The 13,962-nt window shown below is 63.2% G+C and carries 11 protein-coding genes; 3 read left to right on the top strand and 8 right to left on the bottom strand.

Annotated elements, in window-relative coordinates; translation table 11 throughout:
* Window positions 1-12 precede the first annotated feature (12 nt).
* The 8 genes from rseP to rpsB all read right to left on the bottom strand — a co-directional run bounded on the left by rseP (window position 13) and on the right by rpsB (window position 7,700).
* On the bottom strand, window positions 13-1,386 hold the full coding sequence (rseP, locus tag NCT03_RS06355) for an RIP metalloprotease RseP (protein WP_250492276.1): 1,374 nt from the start codon (window positions 1,384-1,386) through the stop codon (window positions 13-15).
* Window positions 1,387-1,393: 7 nt separating this feature from the next.
* A complete protein-coding gene (locus tag NCT03_RS06350) occupies window positions 1,394-2,611 on the bottom strand; it encodes a 1-deoxy-D-xylulose-5-phosphate reductoisomerase (protein WP_250492275.1) in 1,218 nt (405 codons plus the stop codon).
* 10 nt (window positions 2,612-2,621) lie between these two features.
* The gene (locus NCT03_RS06345; protein WP_250492274.1) at window positions 2,622-3,434 is read right to left on the bottom strand and encodes a phosphatidate cytidylyltransferase; all 813 of its coding nucleotides are present in this window, start codon (window positions 3,432-3,434) and stop codon (window positions 2,622-2,624) included.
* Entirely contained in the window at window positions 3,428-4,210 is a 783-nt protein-coding gene (gene uppS, locus NCT03_RS06340) for a polyprenyl diphosphate synthase (protein WP_244827763.1), read from the bottom strand. Before uppS ends, NCT03_RS06345 begins: the two co-directional genes overlap by 7 nt.
* 82 nt (window positions 4,211-4,292) lie before the next feature.
* Window positions 4,293-4,853 (bottom strand): ribosome recycling factor, encoded by a 561-nt coding sequence (gene frr, locus NCT03_RS06335; RefSeq protein WP_244827762.1) that lies wholly within the window; start codon window positions 4,851-4,853, stop codon window positions 4,293-4,295.
* 136 nt (window positions 4,854-4,989) lie between these two features.
* Entirely contained in the window at window positions 4,990-5,703 is a 714-nt protein-coding gene (gene pyrH, locus NCT03_RS06330) for a UMP kinase (RefSeq protein ID WP_244827761.1), read from the bottom strand.
* 202 nt (window positions 5,704-5,905) lie between these two features.
* Window positions 5,906-6,787: a translation elongation factor Ts gene (gene tsf / locus NCT03_RS06325; protein ID WP_250492283.1), complete on the bottom strand. Its 882-nt coding sequence runs from the start codon at window positions 6,785-6,787 to the stop codon at window positions 5,906-5,908.
* A 160-nt stretch (window positions 6,788-6,947) separates the two neighbouring features.
* Window positions 6,948-7,700 (bottom strand): 30S ribosomal protein S2, encoded by a 753-nt coding sequence (gene rpsB, locus NCT03_RS06320; protein ID WP_250492273.1) that lies wholly within the window; start codon window positions 7,698-7,700, stop codon window positions 6,948-6,950.
* A gap of 385 nt (window positions 7,701-8,085) precedes the next feature.
* On the opposite strand from rpsB, the gene map reads away from it, so the two are divergent.
* The 3 genes from map to NCT03_RS06305 all read left to right on the top strand — a co-directional run bounded on the left by map (window position 8,086) and on the right by NCT03_RS06305 (window position 13,735).
* Window positions 8,086-8,898: a type I methionyl aminopeptidase gene (map, locus tag NCT03_RS06315; RefSeq protein WP_244827759.1), complete on the top strand. Its 813-nt coding sequence runs from the start codon at window positions 8,086-8,088 to the stop codon at window positions 8,896-8,898.
* A 61-nt stretch (window positions 8,899-8,959) separates the two neighbouring features.
* Entirely contained in the window at window positions 8,960-11,548 is a 2,589-nt protein-coding gene (locus NCT03_RS06310) for a [protein-PII] uridylyltransferase (protein ID WP_244827758.1), read from the top strand.
* A 6-nt stretch (window positions 11,549-11,554) separates the two neighbouring features.
* The gene (locus tag NCT03_RS06305; protein ID WP_250492272.1) at window positions 11,555-13,735 is read left to right on the top strand and encodes a pseudouridine synthase; all 2,181 of its coding nucleotides are present in this window, start codon (window positions 11,555-11,557) and stop codon (window positions 13,733-13,735) included.
* Window positions 13,736-13,962: the final 227 nt, after the last annotated feature.

Raw genomic sequence — 13,962 nt, 5'->3', positions numbered from 1 at the left:
TGTCAAAGTGGATCAGAAACGGATCAGGCGAGCCAGGTCGTTGAACAACGCGATCATCGACAAAGCGACGATGCACACCAGCCCCGCCCGTTGCAGAACCAGCTGCCAGCGATCGGACACCGCCTTGCCGGTAACGGCTTCAACCAAATAATATAACAGATGCCCACCGTCCAAAACCGGAATCGGTAACAAGTTCAACACACCGAGGCTGATACTCACGAGCGCGAGAAAGGAAACGAAAGCCGCCAGACCCAAACGCGCGCTCTTTCCTGCATAGTCCGCAATGGTGACCGGTCCCGAAAGGTTCTTGAGCGATGCCTCGCCGGTGATCATCCGCCCGAACATGCGCAGCGAATACATGCTGATGTCCCACGTGCGATTCACGCCGAGACGCAGACTTTCCACCGGTCCGTAACGCACGTCGACGCTAGGCAACTGATTGGCGAGCGCAGCACCTATACGGCCGATATCCTTGCCGCTCGACGCATCGTGCTTGACGTCGGGCGTCACCTGCACCGTCTGCTGCTTGCCCGCACGCTCGATCGTGAGCGTGACCGCTTTCGCGCCGTGCGCCTTCACGTAGTCGATGAAGCTCGTCGCGTTATCGACGTTATGGCCGTCTATTGCGCGCAGCTTGTCGCCCGCTTGCAGACCGCTCTTTTGCGCGGCGCTGCCCGCCTCCACACCCGCGACCGTGAGCGTGCCGCCGCCCGGCGTGAAGCCGAGCTTGTCCATGAAGTCCTGCTCGGCGTCCGCATCCGAAATGGTGCCGACACTCAGCGGAAAGTCGTACGTGCCTTCGTGCGTCTTCGCCGAAAGCACGATGCGGCGATGATCGAACGATGCATCGAGAATCTTCCAGCGCAGATCCGACCACGAGCGAATAGCGTGCGTTTCGCCGCCGTTGTCCGCGTCACGCATCGAAACGATCTTTTCGCCGCCTTCGAAACCCGCGCGCGCGGCTGCCGTGTTTGCCAGGGGCGTCGCGACGATTGCTTCGGGCTCCGACACGCCGCCCGCGAATACCGCCGCGAACAGCACGATGGCAAGAATGAAGTTCGCGACAGGCCCCGCCGCGACGATCGCAATGCGCTTCACGACCGGCTGCCGGTTGAAGGCGCGTGGCAGGTCCTCGGGCGCGATGCTCTCTTCGCTTTCGCGCTCGTCGAGCATCTTCACGTAACCGCCGAGCGGCAACGCGGCAATGGTCCACTCGACGCCGGTCTTCTTGCTGACCCAGCTCACGAGCGGCTTGCCGAAGCCCACGGAAAAACGCAGCACCTTGACGCCGCACATGCGCGCGACGCTGTAGTGACCGAATTCGTGGACGACGACAAGTACGCCAATCGCAACGACGAAGGCGACGATTTCGGTCAGAAAGTTCATGACGGCCTCAATGGGCGATGGACTCGGCGCCCGGCGCGCTGGCGGTGAGTTCCGCGACAAACCGATGCGCCAGACGGCGCGCGTTCGCATCGGCGGCGAGGACGTCGTCGAGCGATGCAGCGCTGCCGTTTGGCAAGGAGTTCAGCACGCGATCGACGACATCGCCGATCGCCATGAAACCGATGCGGCGCGCGAGGAACGCTTCCACCGCGATCTCGTTTGCGGCATTCAGCGCCGCGCTTGCCAGACCGCCCGCTTCCAGCGCGCCGATTGCGAGCGCGAGACACGGAAAGCGCGTGAAGTCCGGCTTCTCGAAACTGAGCGTGGCGATCTGTGCGAGATCGAGCGGCGCGACGCCCGAATCGACGCGATCCGGAAACGCCAGCGCATGTGCGATCGGCGTGCGCATGTCCGGGTTGCCGAGTTGCGCGAGCACGGAGCCATCTGCATAGGAGACCATGGAATGGATCACGCTTTGCGGATGAATCAGCACCTCGATGCGCGAACCGGGCAAATTGAAGAGCCAGTGAGCCTCGATGACTTCGAGGCCCTTGTTCATCATGGTCGCGGAATCGACGGAAATCTTGCGGCCCATGGCCCAGTTCGGGTGCTTGCAGGCTTCGTCCGGCGTGACGTCGATGAGCGTTGCCGGCTCGCGCGTGCGAAACGGGCCGCCCGATGCGGTCAGGATGATCTTCGATACGCCGCCGTGCAGCTTTGCCTCGCTGTCCGCGCAGGGCGGCAGGCACTGAAACACGGCGTTATGTTCGCTGTCCACCGGCAGCAGGATGGCGCCGTTGTCACGCACCGCATCCATGAAAATCTGGCCGGACATGACGAGCGCTTCCTTGTTGGCAAGCAGGATGCGCTTGCCCGCGCGCGCCGCCGCGAGCGTAGGCGCAAGGCCCGCCGCGCCGACGATGGCCGCGACCACGGTGTCGCATTGCGACGCCCGCGCCACGTCGACCAGCGCGGCTTCGCCGTGCGTCACCTCGGTTTTGCAGCCCGCGGCGTTCAGGGCGCCCGCCACGTGCGCAGCCGTTTCCGCGTCGCCGACCACGGCTACTTCGGGCGTGAAGCGCAGACACTGTTCGACGAGCTTGTCGCCGTTGCGATGCGCGGTGAGCGCGTAGACCGAGAAACGGTCCGGGTGCCGTGCCACGACGTCGAGCGTGCTATCGCCGATCGAGCCCGTGGAGCCGAGCAATGTAAGACGTTTTTGCATGAATTCTTCTCTAGCCGAGCATCAGCAATGCAATCGGCAGTACGGGCAGCAACGCGTCGATCCGGTCGAGTACGCCGCCGTGACCCGGCAGCAAACCGCTCGAATCCTTGACGCCCGCCTGGCGCTTAAGGAGCGATTCGAACAAGTCGCCGACCACGCTGAACGCAACCAGCACGGTCAGCGCGAGGAGCGCGCGCGCCCAGCCTAGATGTTCGACGAACGCGCTGAATACGGTCGGCGCCTCGAACGCGGTGGCGGCGGCAATCGTGCCGATGACCATCACCGCGACCCAGCCGCCGATCGCGCCTTCCCGGGTCTTGCCCGGACTGATGGACGGGGCCAGCTTGTGGCGGCCAAGGGCTTTGCCGGCGAAGTATGCGCCCACATCGGCCAGCCAGACTACTAGAAGAAGCGATAGCACGAAAGCCACGCCCACGGTGCGGGCCGCGACCACCGCGTGCCAGCAGGCCACGAACACGACGATTCCGGCAAAAAGCAGGAAGCCGCGCCACGCACCCGCCGAAAGCACGGGCTTGCGCAAAAGCGCATATGGCCCGGCCAACACCCAGAAAATAGCGGCCATTTCGAAGAGCGCCTTGGGCGCGACGCCGAGAAACGTGCTGAAAATGAGCGCGAGTCCCGCAATGAGCGCGTAGGCCACCGGACCCGCGCCGTTGAGCTTGAGGAGCCGTCCCCATTCCCATGCGGCGAAGACGACGACAAAACCGATCAACGCGCCGAATACGCCGATTGGCGCGAACAACGTGACCGGCACGAGGACCGCAAGCAGGACGATTGCCGTGATGACACGGGTTCTTAGCATGAAAGGGTGTCGGCCTTCTGCGATTGGTTTTCGACTTGTGCGCTGGTGCGCCCGAAGCGGCGTTCACGCTCGCCATAAGACGCGATGGCGCGATCCAGCGCTTCGGCGTCGAAATCGGGCCAGTAGGTATCGGTGAAATAGAACTCGGTGTAGGCGAGTTGCCACAGCAGAAAATTGCTGATGCGCTGCTCGCCGCCCGTACGGATGAAGAGATCCGGCTCGGGCGCGTAAGCCATGGCGAGATGCTCGGCGAAGGATTCGTCGTCCACGCGCGCCGGCACGCCCTGTTCGAGCGATTGCGCGATGAGCTTCTTCGTCGCCTGCATGATGTCCCAGCGCCCGCCGTAATTGGCGGCGATAGTCAGCGTCAAACGCGTATTGCGCGCCGTCTTGGTCTCGGCACGCTGAATGAGCGCACGGATGCGGTCGTCGAACATGGCGGTGTCGCCGACCACGCGCAGACGAATGCCGTTGGCGTGCAGCTTGCCGATCTCGCGCTCGAGCGCGGTCACGAACAGGCGCATGAGAAACGACACTTCCTCGGTCGGACGGCGCCAGTTTTCGGAACTGAACGCGAACAGCGTGACGAATTCGACGCCGCGTCGCGCGCAGCTTTCGACGGTGGCGCGCACCGCATCGACGCCGCGAGTGTGACCGGCGACGCGCGGCAGGCGCCGCTCGGTCGCCCAACGGCCGTTGCCGTCCATGATGATCGCGACGTGGCGCGGGACAGCCGCGACATCGGGCACGCGAACGGTAGAGCTGGTATAGGTCATGGCCGTTGAATCTTGAAATCGACAGAAGTGAGAGCCAGCCTCAATCTAAATGGTCGAGGCTGGCAAGACCGTATCTACGGCCTCACACCGTCATGATTTCGGCTTCTTTGGTCTGGACGAGCTTGTCGATTTCGGCGACGAACTTGTCGGTGAATTTCTGCACGTCGTCGCTTGCGCGGCGCTCGTCGTCTTCCGAAATCTCTTTGTCCTTCACGAGCTTCTTCAGTTGCTCGTTCGCGTCGCGGCGCAGGTTACGAACGGCGATCTTCGCCGATTCGCCTTCGCTCTTCACGACCTTGGTCAGCTCGCGGCGGCGCTCCTCGGTGAGCGCGGGCATTGGCACGCGGATCAAATCGCCCTGCGTTGCCGGGTTCAGACCGAGGTCCGACTCGCGGATCGCCTTTTCGACGACGCCGACCATCTTCTTTTCCCACGGCTGCACGCCGATCGTGCGGGCGTCGACGAGCGTCATGTTCGCCACTTGGGAGATGGGCACATTCGAGCCGTAGTAGTCGACCTGGATGTGATCGAGCAGACCCGTGTGGGCGCGGCCCGTGCGGATCTTCGCGAGATCGGCCTTGAACGCTTCGATCGACCGCGTCATCTTCTGGTCGACGCCTTTTTTAATGTCAGCCACACTCATTTGAACCTCCGAAACCTTGGGTTACTGGCAATCTAGGCGCCTTCGCGCGATCTTCCGGCGTGCTCCACACCGGCCGCGGCGCGGCGCCCTTTCAACGTCGCTTGAACTTCTCGTTGACCACTCTCAACGCGAGAGTTTACACGTGGACGAGCGTACCTTCGTCGTCGCCTTGCACGATGCGCTTGAGCGCGCCCGGCTTCGTGATCGAGAACACGCGGATCGGCAGCTTCTGGTCGCGGCACAGCGCAAAAGCCGTGGCGTCCATGACTTGCAAATTGCGGCCGATCGCTTCGTCGAAGCTGATCGTGCTGTAGCGCGTGGCGCTCGGATCTTTCTTCGGGTCGGCGGAGTATACGCCATCGACCTTGGTTGCTTTCAACACCACTTCGGCGCCCACTTCCGCGCCACGCAAGGCGGCAGCGGTGTCGGTCGTGAAGAACGGGTTGCCCGTGCCGGCCGCGAAGATCACGACCTTGCCTTCTTCGAGCTGGCGAATCGCGCGGGGGCGGATGTACGGCTCGACCACCTGGTCCATGCGCAGCGCGGACTGAACGCGCGCTTCGATGCCGGCGTGACGCATGGCGTCTTGCAGCGCCAGCGCGTTCATCATGGTCGCGAGCATGCCCATGTAGTCGGCCGTCGCCCGGTCCATGCCGGCCGCGCCGCCCGCCACGCCACGGAAGATGTTGCCGCCGCCAATCACGACGGCCATTTGCGTGCCCATCCGCACTACTTCAGCGACATCCGCCACCATCCTTTCGATTGTTGCGCGATTGATGCCGAAGGCATCGTCGCCCATGAGGGCTTCGCCGGAGAGTTTGAGGAGTACGCGTTTGTAGGCTGTGGGCATATGAGTTTCCGATCGCGCCGAGGAGGGTTGCAACAACGTAGAACTGTAGGGGTGAAACAATATTTACTGCAAGCGGCCGGACCGGGCGACGGGCGCGACGTATACGGGTTTTCCCGAATTCGCCGCGCCCGCGCGATGCTTGCCGCCTTACTGCCTTTCGATGCCCGGCGCCGCCATACCGCCGAGCGCCTTCACTTCAAACTCAGCCTTGCTTGGCGGCAGCAACCTGCGCAGCCACTTCCGCCGCGAAGTCGTCCTGACGCTTCTCGATGCCCTCGCCCACCACGAACAGCGCGAACTTCTGCACCGACGCGTTAGCAGCCTTCAACATCTGTTCGATCGTCTGCTTGTCGTTCTTCACGAACGACTGGTTCAGGAGCGACACTTCCTTCAGGTACTTCTGGACGCTGCCTTCGACCATCTTGGCGACCATTTCAGCCGGCTTGCCCGATTCAGCGGCCTTTTGCTCGGCGATGCTGCGTTCCTTCGCGATCAGGTCGGCCGGCACTTCGTCCGACGACAGCGAGACCGGCTTCATGGCCGCGACGTGCATGGCGACGTCCTTGCCGACTTGCTCGTCCGCGCCCGTGAACTCGACCAGAACGCCGATACGCGCACCGTGCAGATACGAGGCCAGCTTGTTCGCGGATTCAAAGCGCACGAAACGGCGAATCGACAGGTTTTCACCAATCTTGCCGACGAGCGCGAGACGCACGGCGTCGACCGTCGAGCTTTCGAGCGGCAGCGCGGAGAGCGCGGCCACGTCAGCCGGATTGTTCTTGGCCACGAGTTCGGCGATCGTCTTGGCGAAGGCCAGGAAGTCGTCGTTCTTGGCAACGAAGTCGGTCTCGCAGTTCAGTTCGACGAGCGCGCCCACGCCGCCGTCGATATACGACGTGACGATGCCTTCAGCCGTCACGCGCGATGCCGCCTTGCTCGCCTTGTTGCCGAGCTTCACGCGCAGCAGCTCTTCGGCGCGCGCCATGTCGCCGTCGGCTTCCGTCAGCGCCTTCTTGCATTCCATCATCGGCGCGTCGGTCTTCGCGCGCAGTTCTGCCACCATGCTTGCGGTAATTGCCGCCATCATTCGCTCCTTGAGTCTGTTTGATACGTCCCGCCGCTTGAATCCGCCACGGGAAAGGGTACTGGACGTGCGGGAACGCAATGCCGCGCTCCCGAGTGCCGCGGCTTAAAAAAAAGGGGCCTTTCGCAAAGCCCCCTTTTATGTCGGCCGCAGGGCTCGATTACGCCTCTGCGTTGACCTCGACGAACTCGTCGCCGTCGCCTTCACGGACAGCCTGGACCACGTCGTTCACCGCGTTCGCACGGCCTTCGAGGATCGCGTCGGCCACGCCTTCGGCGTACAGCGCGACGGCCTTGCTGGCGTCGTCGTTACCCGGAATGACGTAGTCGATGCCTTCCGGCGAGTGGTTCGTGTCGACCACGGCGATGACCGGAATACCAAGCTTCTTGGCTTCGGTCACGGCAATCTTGTGGTAGCCGACGTCGATCACGAAGATCGCGTCCGGAATGCCGCCCATGTCCTTCACGCCGCCGATCGACTTCTGCAACTTCTGCATTTCGCGTTCGAACAGAAGCGCTTCCTTCTTGCTCATGCGCTCGGTTTCACCCGCTTCGACGGATGCCTCCATGTCCTTCAGGCGCTTGATCGAAACCTTCAAGGTCTTGAAGTTGGTCAGCATGCCGCCGAGCCAGCGGGCGTTGACGAAAGGCATACCCGAGCGGGCGGCTTCCTGAGCGATGGTGTCGCGCGATTGACGCTTCGTGCCCACGAACAGGATCGTGCCGCGGTTCGCTGCCAACTGGCGCACGTACTTCAGCGCGTCGTTGTAGAGCGGCAGCGTCTTTTCGAGGTTGATGATGTGAATCTTGTTGCGATGACCGAAAATGAACGGGGCCATCTTGGGGTTCCAGAAGCGCGTTTGGTGACCGAAGTGGACACCTGCTTCCAGCATTTGACGCATCGTGACTGCCATGAAATTCTCCGCGAGGGTTGGGTCTTAAGCCGGCTGCCGCATCCCGCGCCCGGTGCTTCTAGCTAACCGGACGCCGGACACCCTGGGTGCGCCGGCTTGCGAATCGAACGATTGTCTGTAAGAGAAGCGAGACGTCCCGCCACCCTAACTTTCAACCTCTTTCCAAGCCCTACTACACCTAGATAAAAGTGTGGATAGGACTTAGCCCGTAACTATAGCATGTGAGGATTGACTAGCTCAAGCCGCTTGCAGGTGCCCGAAAGCGCTTGGGGAAGCCCGATCCATGCCCCGCATGCCTTTGATTCGGGCTGCGGCGCCCTCTCTAAGGTGCGATAATGCCGATTTCGCGGCTCACGGCCGCATACTCGCATTTCTGAGCCTAGTCATGTCCATTACGCTGAAAAACGATCACGATATCGCGCAAATGCGCGTCGCCTGCCGGCTCGCCAGCGAAGTGCTCGATTTCATCACGCCGCATATCGTTGCTGGCGTGACCACCGAAGAACTCGACCGCCTTTGCCACGAACTCATGGTGAAGGAACAGGGCACAGTGCCCGCACCGCTCAACTATCAGCCGCCGGGTTATCCGCCTTACCCGAAAGCGACCTGCATTTCCGTCAACGACGTAATCTGCCACGGCATTCCCGGCGAAAAAGTGCTCAAGAACGGCGACGCGCTCAATATTGACGTCACCGTCATTAAGAACGGCTATTTCGGCGACACGAGCCGCATGTTCATCGTCGGCGAAGGGTCCATTCTGGCGAAGCGTCTGGTGCAAACCACCTTCGATTGCATGTGGCTCGGCATCGATCAGGTGCGTCCGGGCGCGCATCTCGGCGACATCGGCGCGGCTATCCAGAAGCATGCCGAGGCGCAAGGTTACAGCGTGGTGCGCGAATATTGCGGTCACGGCATCGGCCAGGTCTTCCATGAAGAGCCGCAGGTGCTGCATTACGGGCGCGCCGGCACGGGTATCGAACTGGAAGCGGGCATGATCTTCACCGTCGAGCCGATGATCAACGCCGGTCGCCGCGAAATCCGCACGATGCCGGATCAATGGACCGTCAAGACGCGTGATCGCAGCCTTTCCGCGCAGTGGGAACATACCGTCCTCGTCACGCCGACCGGTTACGAAGTCCTGACCGTGTCCGCGGGCACGCAGGCGCCCTCGCATTTGATCGCGGCCACGGCTTCCTGAGCTCCGCCGCTCCCCGGCCGCGCTTGCGTGCGCGGCCTTCTTCCTTCCTGAATCCGAGCCCATGAGCGTCACAGTCCCTGTCGCCACGCCGTGTGAAACGCTGCGCGCTGCCTACAAGGCGGCGAAGTCGGCGCTCATCGAACGCTTTCAGACGGCTTCGAACGTCGAACCGTTGATGCACGCGCTCGGGCGCGCCACCGACGACGCGCTCAAGGGCGCCTGGGCCGCTTGCGAGATGCCGGCGGACGCGGCGCTGGTCGCGGTCGGCGGCTATGGGCGCGGCGAGCTCGCGCCGTATTCGGACGTCGATATCCTCGTGCTTCTGCCCGATGCAGGCGGCGATCAGGAAGACGTGGGCCCGCTCAACGCGCGCGTCGAGCGGTTTATCGGCATGGCGTGGGATCTCGGGCTCGATATCGGCAGCAGCGTGCGTTCGGTCGAGCAATGCATCGCGGAAGCGAGCGGCGATGTCACCGTCCTCACGTCGCTGCTGGAGGCGCGGCGCATCTTCGGCAGCGCGGAACTGTTCGAACGCTTTTCCGCGCGCTACAAGGAGACGCTCGATCCGCGCGGCTTCTTCCAGGCGAAGGTGCTGGAAATGCGTCAGCGCCATGCGAAGTTTCAGGACACGCCGTACAGCCTCGAGCCGAACATCAAGGAAAGTCCGGGCGGTCTGCGCGATCTTCAGCTCATTCTCTGGATTTCGCGCGCGGCCGGTTTCGGCAGTAGCTGGCGCGAACTCGACCTGCGCGGTCTCATTACCGACCGCGAAGCGCGCGAACTGCGCCGCAACGAAGCGTTTCTCAAGACTTTGCGTGCGCGGTTGCACGTGATTGCGAAGCGTCGCCAGGACATTCTCGTCTTCGATTTGCAGACGCCGCTCGCCGAGAGTTTCGGCTTCAAACCGACGACCGCCAAGCGCGCGAGCGAGCAGTTGATGCGCCGCTACTACTGGGCGGCAAAGGCCGTCACGCAGCTCGCGACCATTCTGATTCAGAACGTCGAGGCGCAGTTGTTCCCGTCGACGAGCGGTATCACGCGCGTCATTTCGGGGCGCTTCGTCGAGAAGCAGGGCATGCTGGAAATCGCCCGCGACGACGTCTTCGAGCGCGAACCGCACGCCATTCTCGAAGCGTTCCTGCTCTACGAGCAGACCCGCGGCATCAAGGGACTCTCGGCACGCACGCTGCGCGCGATCTACAACGCGCGCGAACTGATGGACCGCGACTGGCGGCGCGACCCGGAGAACCGGCGTCTCTTCATGGAGATTCTCAAGCAGCCCGAGGGCATCACGCACGCGCTGCGTCTCATGAACCAGACGAGCGTGCTCGGGCGTTATCTGCTGAACTTCCGGCGCATCGTCGGACAGATGCAGCATGACCTTTACCATGTCTATACGGTCGATCAGCACATCCTGATGGTGCTGCGCAACCTGCGCCGCTTTGCGATAGCGGAGCATGCGCACGAGTATCCGTTTTGCAGTCAGTTGATGGGAAATTTCGAGCGCCCGTGGGTGCTCTACGTCGCGGCGCTCTTCCACGACATCGCGAAAGGTCGCGGCGGCGATCATTCGACCCTCGGCATGGCCGATGCCCGTCGCTTCTGCCGCGAACACGACATGTGTCAGGAAGACACCGACCTCGTCGTATGGCTCGTGCAGCAGCATCTGACGATGAGCCATGTCGCGCAGAAGCAGGACACGAGCGACCCTGAAGTCATCAAGCAATTTGCCTCCGTGGTAAAGACCGAGCGGCGGCTGACCGCGCTTTATCTTCTGACCGTGGCGGACATTCGCGGCACGTCGCCCAAGGTCTGGAACAACTGGAAGGGCAAGCTTCTCGAAGACCTGTTCCGCGCGACGCTCGCCGTGCTCGGCGGCGCACAGCCGGATGCGCACTCGGAACTCAAGTCGCGTCAGGAGGCGGCGCTCGCGCTCCTGCGTCTCGAAACCGTGCCGGAGAATGCGCAGCGCGAGCTGTGGGACAAACTGGATGTCGGCTATTTCTTGCGTCACGATGCCGCGGATATTGCGTGGCAAACGCGTGTGCTGTACCGGCATGTCGAAAGCGACGCGCCGATCGTGCGCGCGCGCCCGTCGCCCATCGGCGCGGCGCTGCAGGTGCTGGTGTACGTGAAGGACCGGCCGGATCTCTTCGCCGGAATCTGCGCGTACTTCGACCGCAATGGCCTTTCCGTGCTGGATGCCCGCGTGACGACGACGCGACATGGCTACGCGCTCGATAACTTTCTCGTGGCGCATCCCGATCACGACGGGAGTTATCGCGACATCGCGAATCTCGTCGAACAACAATTGAGCACGCTTTTGGCGGACGAGCGCATTTTGCCCGAGCCGTCGAAGGGCCGCGTATCGCGGCTCGTGCGCACCTTTCCTGTCACGCCGCGTGTGGATTTGCGCCCGGACGAGCGTGGCCAGTACTACATCCTTTCCGTGTCGGCCAACGACCGGCAGGGCCTTCTTTATTCGATCGCGCGCGTTCTGGCGCAACACCGGATCGGCGTGCAGGCAGCGCGAATCAACACGCTTGGCGAACGCGTCGAGGACGTGTTTTTGCTCGACGGCAAGAGCTTGTCGAACAATCGCACCCAGATCCAGATCGAGACCGAACTGCTGCGCGCGATCGCAGCCTGAAACTTTATGCGCGTCAAACTGACAGCCAAACATCCGCGTCCGACATCGTCGACGCGGTCGCCGGTTCGCACCGGTAGTTCCACCGCCCGCAAGACCACGCGGCCTGAAACGCCGCACGAGCGGCCGTCGACACCGCGCGGTGCAGGGGGCGATTCGCGCGCGGGATTCGACAAGCGTGGCGCGGGGGATCGGTCGGAGCGTCGGCCCGGTTCTTCGGGCGGCGATGAGCGGCGCGCGTTTAAACCGCGTGGTGATGATTCGCGTCCGAGCTTTGATAAGCGTGGCGCGGGGGATCGGTCGGAACGTCGGCCCGGTTCTTCGGGCGGCGACGAGCGACGCGCGTTTAAACCGCGTGGTGATGATTCGCGTCCGAGCTTCGATAAACGCGGCGCGGGCGATCGGTCGGAGCGCCGGCCGTTTGCGCGCGATGAGCGCACGCCCGGCAGCGATGAACGACGCCCTTTCAAGCCGCGCGATGACGCGCGCCCAAGCTTCGACAAGCGCGGCCCGAGCGATCGGTCGGAGCGTCGGCCGTTTGCGCGCGATGAGCGCACGCCCGGCAGCGATGAACGACGCCCTTTCAAACCGCGCGATGATTCGCGTCCGAGCTTCGATAAGCGTGGCGCGGGCGATCGGTCGGAGCGTCGGCCGTTTGCGCGCGACGACCGTACGCCCGGTGGCGATGAACGACGCCCTTTCAAACCGCGCGATGATTCGCGTCCGAGCTTCGATAAACGCGGCGCGGGCGATCGCTCCGAACGCCGTCCGTTTGCGCGCGACGACCGCACGCCCGGCAGCGATGAACGACGCCCTTTCAAGCCGCGCGATGATTCGCGTCCTAGCTTCGATAAACGCGGCGCGAGCGATCGCTCCGTACGCCGGCCGTTTGCGCGCGACGACCGCACGCCCGGCAGCGATGAACGACGCCCTTTCAAGCCGCGCGACGATTCGCGTCCGAGCTTCGATAAGCGCGGCCCGAGCGACCGTTCCGAACGCCGTCCGTTTGCACGCGACGACCGCACGCCCGGCAGCGATGAACGCCGCCCTTTCAAGCCGCGCGATGACTCGCGTCCGAGCTTTGATAAGCGCGGCCCGAGCGATCGATCGGAGCGCCGGCCGTTTGCGCGCGACGACCGCACGCCCGGCAGCGATGAACGACGCCCTTTCAAACCGCGCGATGATTCGCGTCCGAGCTTCGATAAGCGCGGCCCGAGCGATCGGTCGGAGCGCCGGCCTTTTGCGCGCGACGACCGCACGCCCCGCAGCGATGAACGCCGCACGTTCAAACCGCGTGGCGACGATTCACGCCCAAGCTTCGACAAGCGCGGCGCGGGCGACCGTCGTCCCGCATCACGCGACGACCGCCCACTCCACGCCGAAGCCATCCCGGCATCCACCGAACCCGCCCACAAGCCCCGCGCCCACGACGACGGCCTCGTCCGCCTGTCGAAGGTGATGTCCGAACTCGGCCTCTGCTCGCGCCGCGAAGCAGACGAGTGGATCGAAAAAGGCTGGGTGCTCGTCGATGGCGAAGTCACCGATACGCTCGGCACGCGTATCCGCCCGGATCAGGAAATCGATGTCCTGCCCGCCGCGCGTTCCGCACAGTCGCTGCTCGTCACGATCTTGCTGCACAAGCCGGTCGGCTACGTATCGGGTCAGGCAGAAGACGGCTACGAGCCCGCCGTCACGCTCATCAATCCGGCCAATCACTGGCAAGACGACCGCAGCGGCATTCGTTTCGCACCGGGTCATCTGCGCACGCTCGCGCCGGCCGGCCGACTCGATATCGATTCGACCGGGCTGCTCGTACTCACGCAGGATGGCCGCATCGCGAAGCAATTGATCGGCAACCATTCCGAAGTCGACAAGGAGTACCTCGTGCGCGTGCGCTACGGCGAACACGAAGTCGATGTCGATCAGCACTTCCCGGAAGAACAACTCGCGCTGCTGCGTCACGGCCTGTCGCTCGACGACGTCCCGCTCAAGACCGCACAAGTCAGTTGGCAGAACGGCGAGCAGTTGCGCTTCGTGCTGCACGAAGGCAAAAAACGCCAGATTCGCCGGATGTGCGAACTGGTCGGACTGGAAGTCGTCGGTCTGAAACGCATCCGCATGGGCCGCGTCACGCTGGGCGCGCTGCCGCCGGGTCACTGGCGCTATCTCGGCGCCGACGAGAGCTTCTGATCGCGCGTTTTCGCTCCGGACGATCATCGTTCGGAGCGAACCACGAACGACCGTTCTCGCAATCTTCTCCGCTTCGCGGCTGCGTCGCAAAAAAGCGACGTCTCGACTTGCAACTCCTGATGGCGCCACATCGATCGCGAGTTTTTATTTTTTTGCTGATTACCGCCTAAAGAAAATAAGTCATTATTCCGTTAGGCAAGTGTGACGCAGAGACTTTTTTACCGTCC

The sequence above is a fragment of the Caballeronia sp. GAWG1-1 genome, from assembly GCF_023631465.1.
In the GTDB taxonomy this organism is placed as follows: domain Bacteria; phylum Pseudomonadota; class Gammaproteobacteria; order Burkholderiales; family Burkholderiaceae; genus Caballeronia.
The sequence above is the reverse complement of the archived record's forward strand: the minus strand, read 5'-3'. Positions and strand labels throughout refer to the sequence as shown.

What these genes read in the sequence shown, in the direction of transcription:
- tsf (WP_250492283.1), bottom strand. Translation starts at nt 6,787, where the DNA reads ATGGCGGCAATTACCGCAAGCATGGTGGCAGAACTGCGCGCGAAGACC.
- NCT03_RS06345 (WP_250492274.1), bottom strand. Translation starts at nt 3,434, where the DNA reads ATGCTAAGAACCCGTGTCATCACGGCAATCGTCCTGCTTGCGGTCCTC.
- NCT03_RS06305 (WP_250492272.1), top strand. Translation starts at nt 11,555, where the DNA reads ATGCGCGTCAAACTGACAGCCAAACATCCGCGTCCGACATCGTCGACG.
- NCT03_RS06350 (WP_250492275.1), bottom strand. Translation starts at nt 2,611, where the DNA reads ATGCAAAAACGTCTTACATTGCTCGGCTCCACGGGCTCGATCGGCGAT.
- rseP (WP_250492276.1), bottom strand. Translation starts at nt 1,386, where the DNA reads ATGAACTTTCTGACCGAAATCGTCGCCTTCGTCGTTGCGATTGGCGTA.
- map (WP_244827759.1), top strand. Translation starts at nt 8,086, where the DNA reads ATGTCCATTACGCTGAAAAACGATCACGATATCGCGCAAATGCGCGTC.
- NCT03_RS06310 (WP_244827758.1), top strand. Translation starts at nt 8,960, where the DNA reads ATGAGCGTCACAGTCCCTGTCGCCACGCCGTGTGAAACGCTGCGCGCT.
- frr (WP_244827762.1), bottom strand. Translation starts at nt 4,853, where the DNA reads ATGAGTGTGGCTGACATTAAAAAAGGCGTCGACCAGAAGATGACGCGG.
- pyrH (WP_244827761.1), bottom strand. Translation starts at nt 5,703, where the DNA reads ATGCCCACAGCCTACAAACGCGTACTCCTCAAACTCTCCGGCGAAGCC.
- rpsB (WP_250492273.1), bottom strand. Translation starts at nt 7,700, where the DNA reads ATGGCAGTCACGATGCGTCAAATGCTGGAAGCAGGTGTCCACTTCGGT.
- uppS (WP_244827763.1), bottom strand. Translation starts at nt 4,210, where the DNA reads ATGACCTATACCAGCTCTACCGTTCGCGTGCCCGATGTCGCGGCTGTC.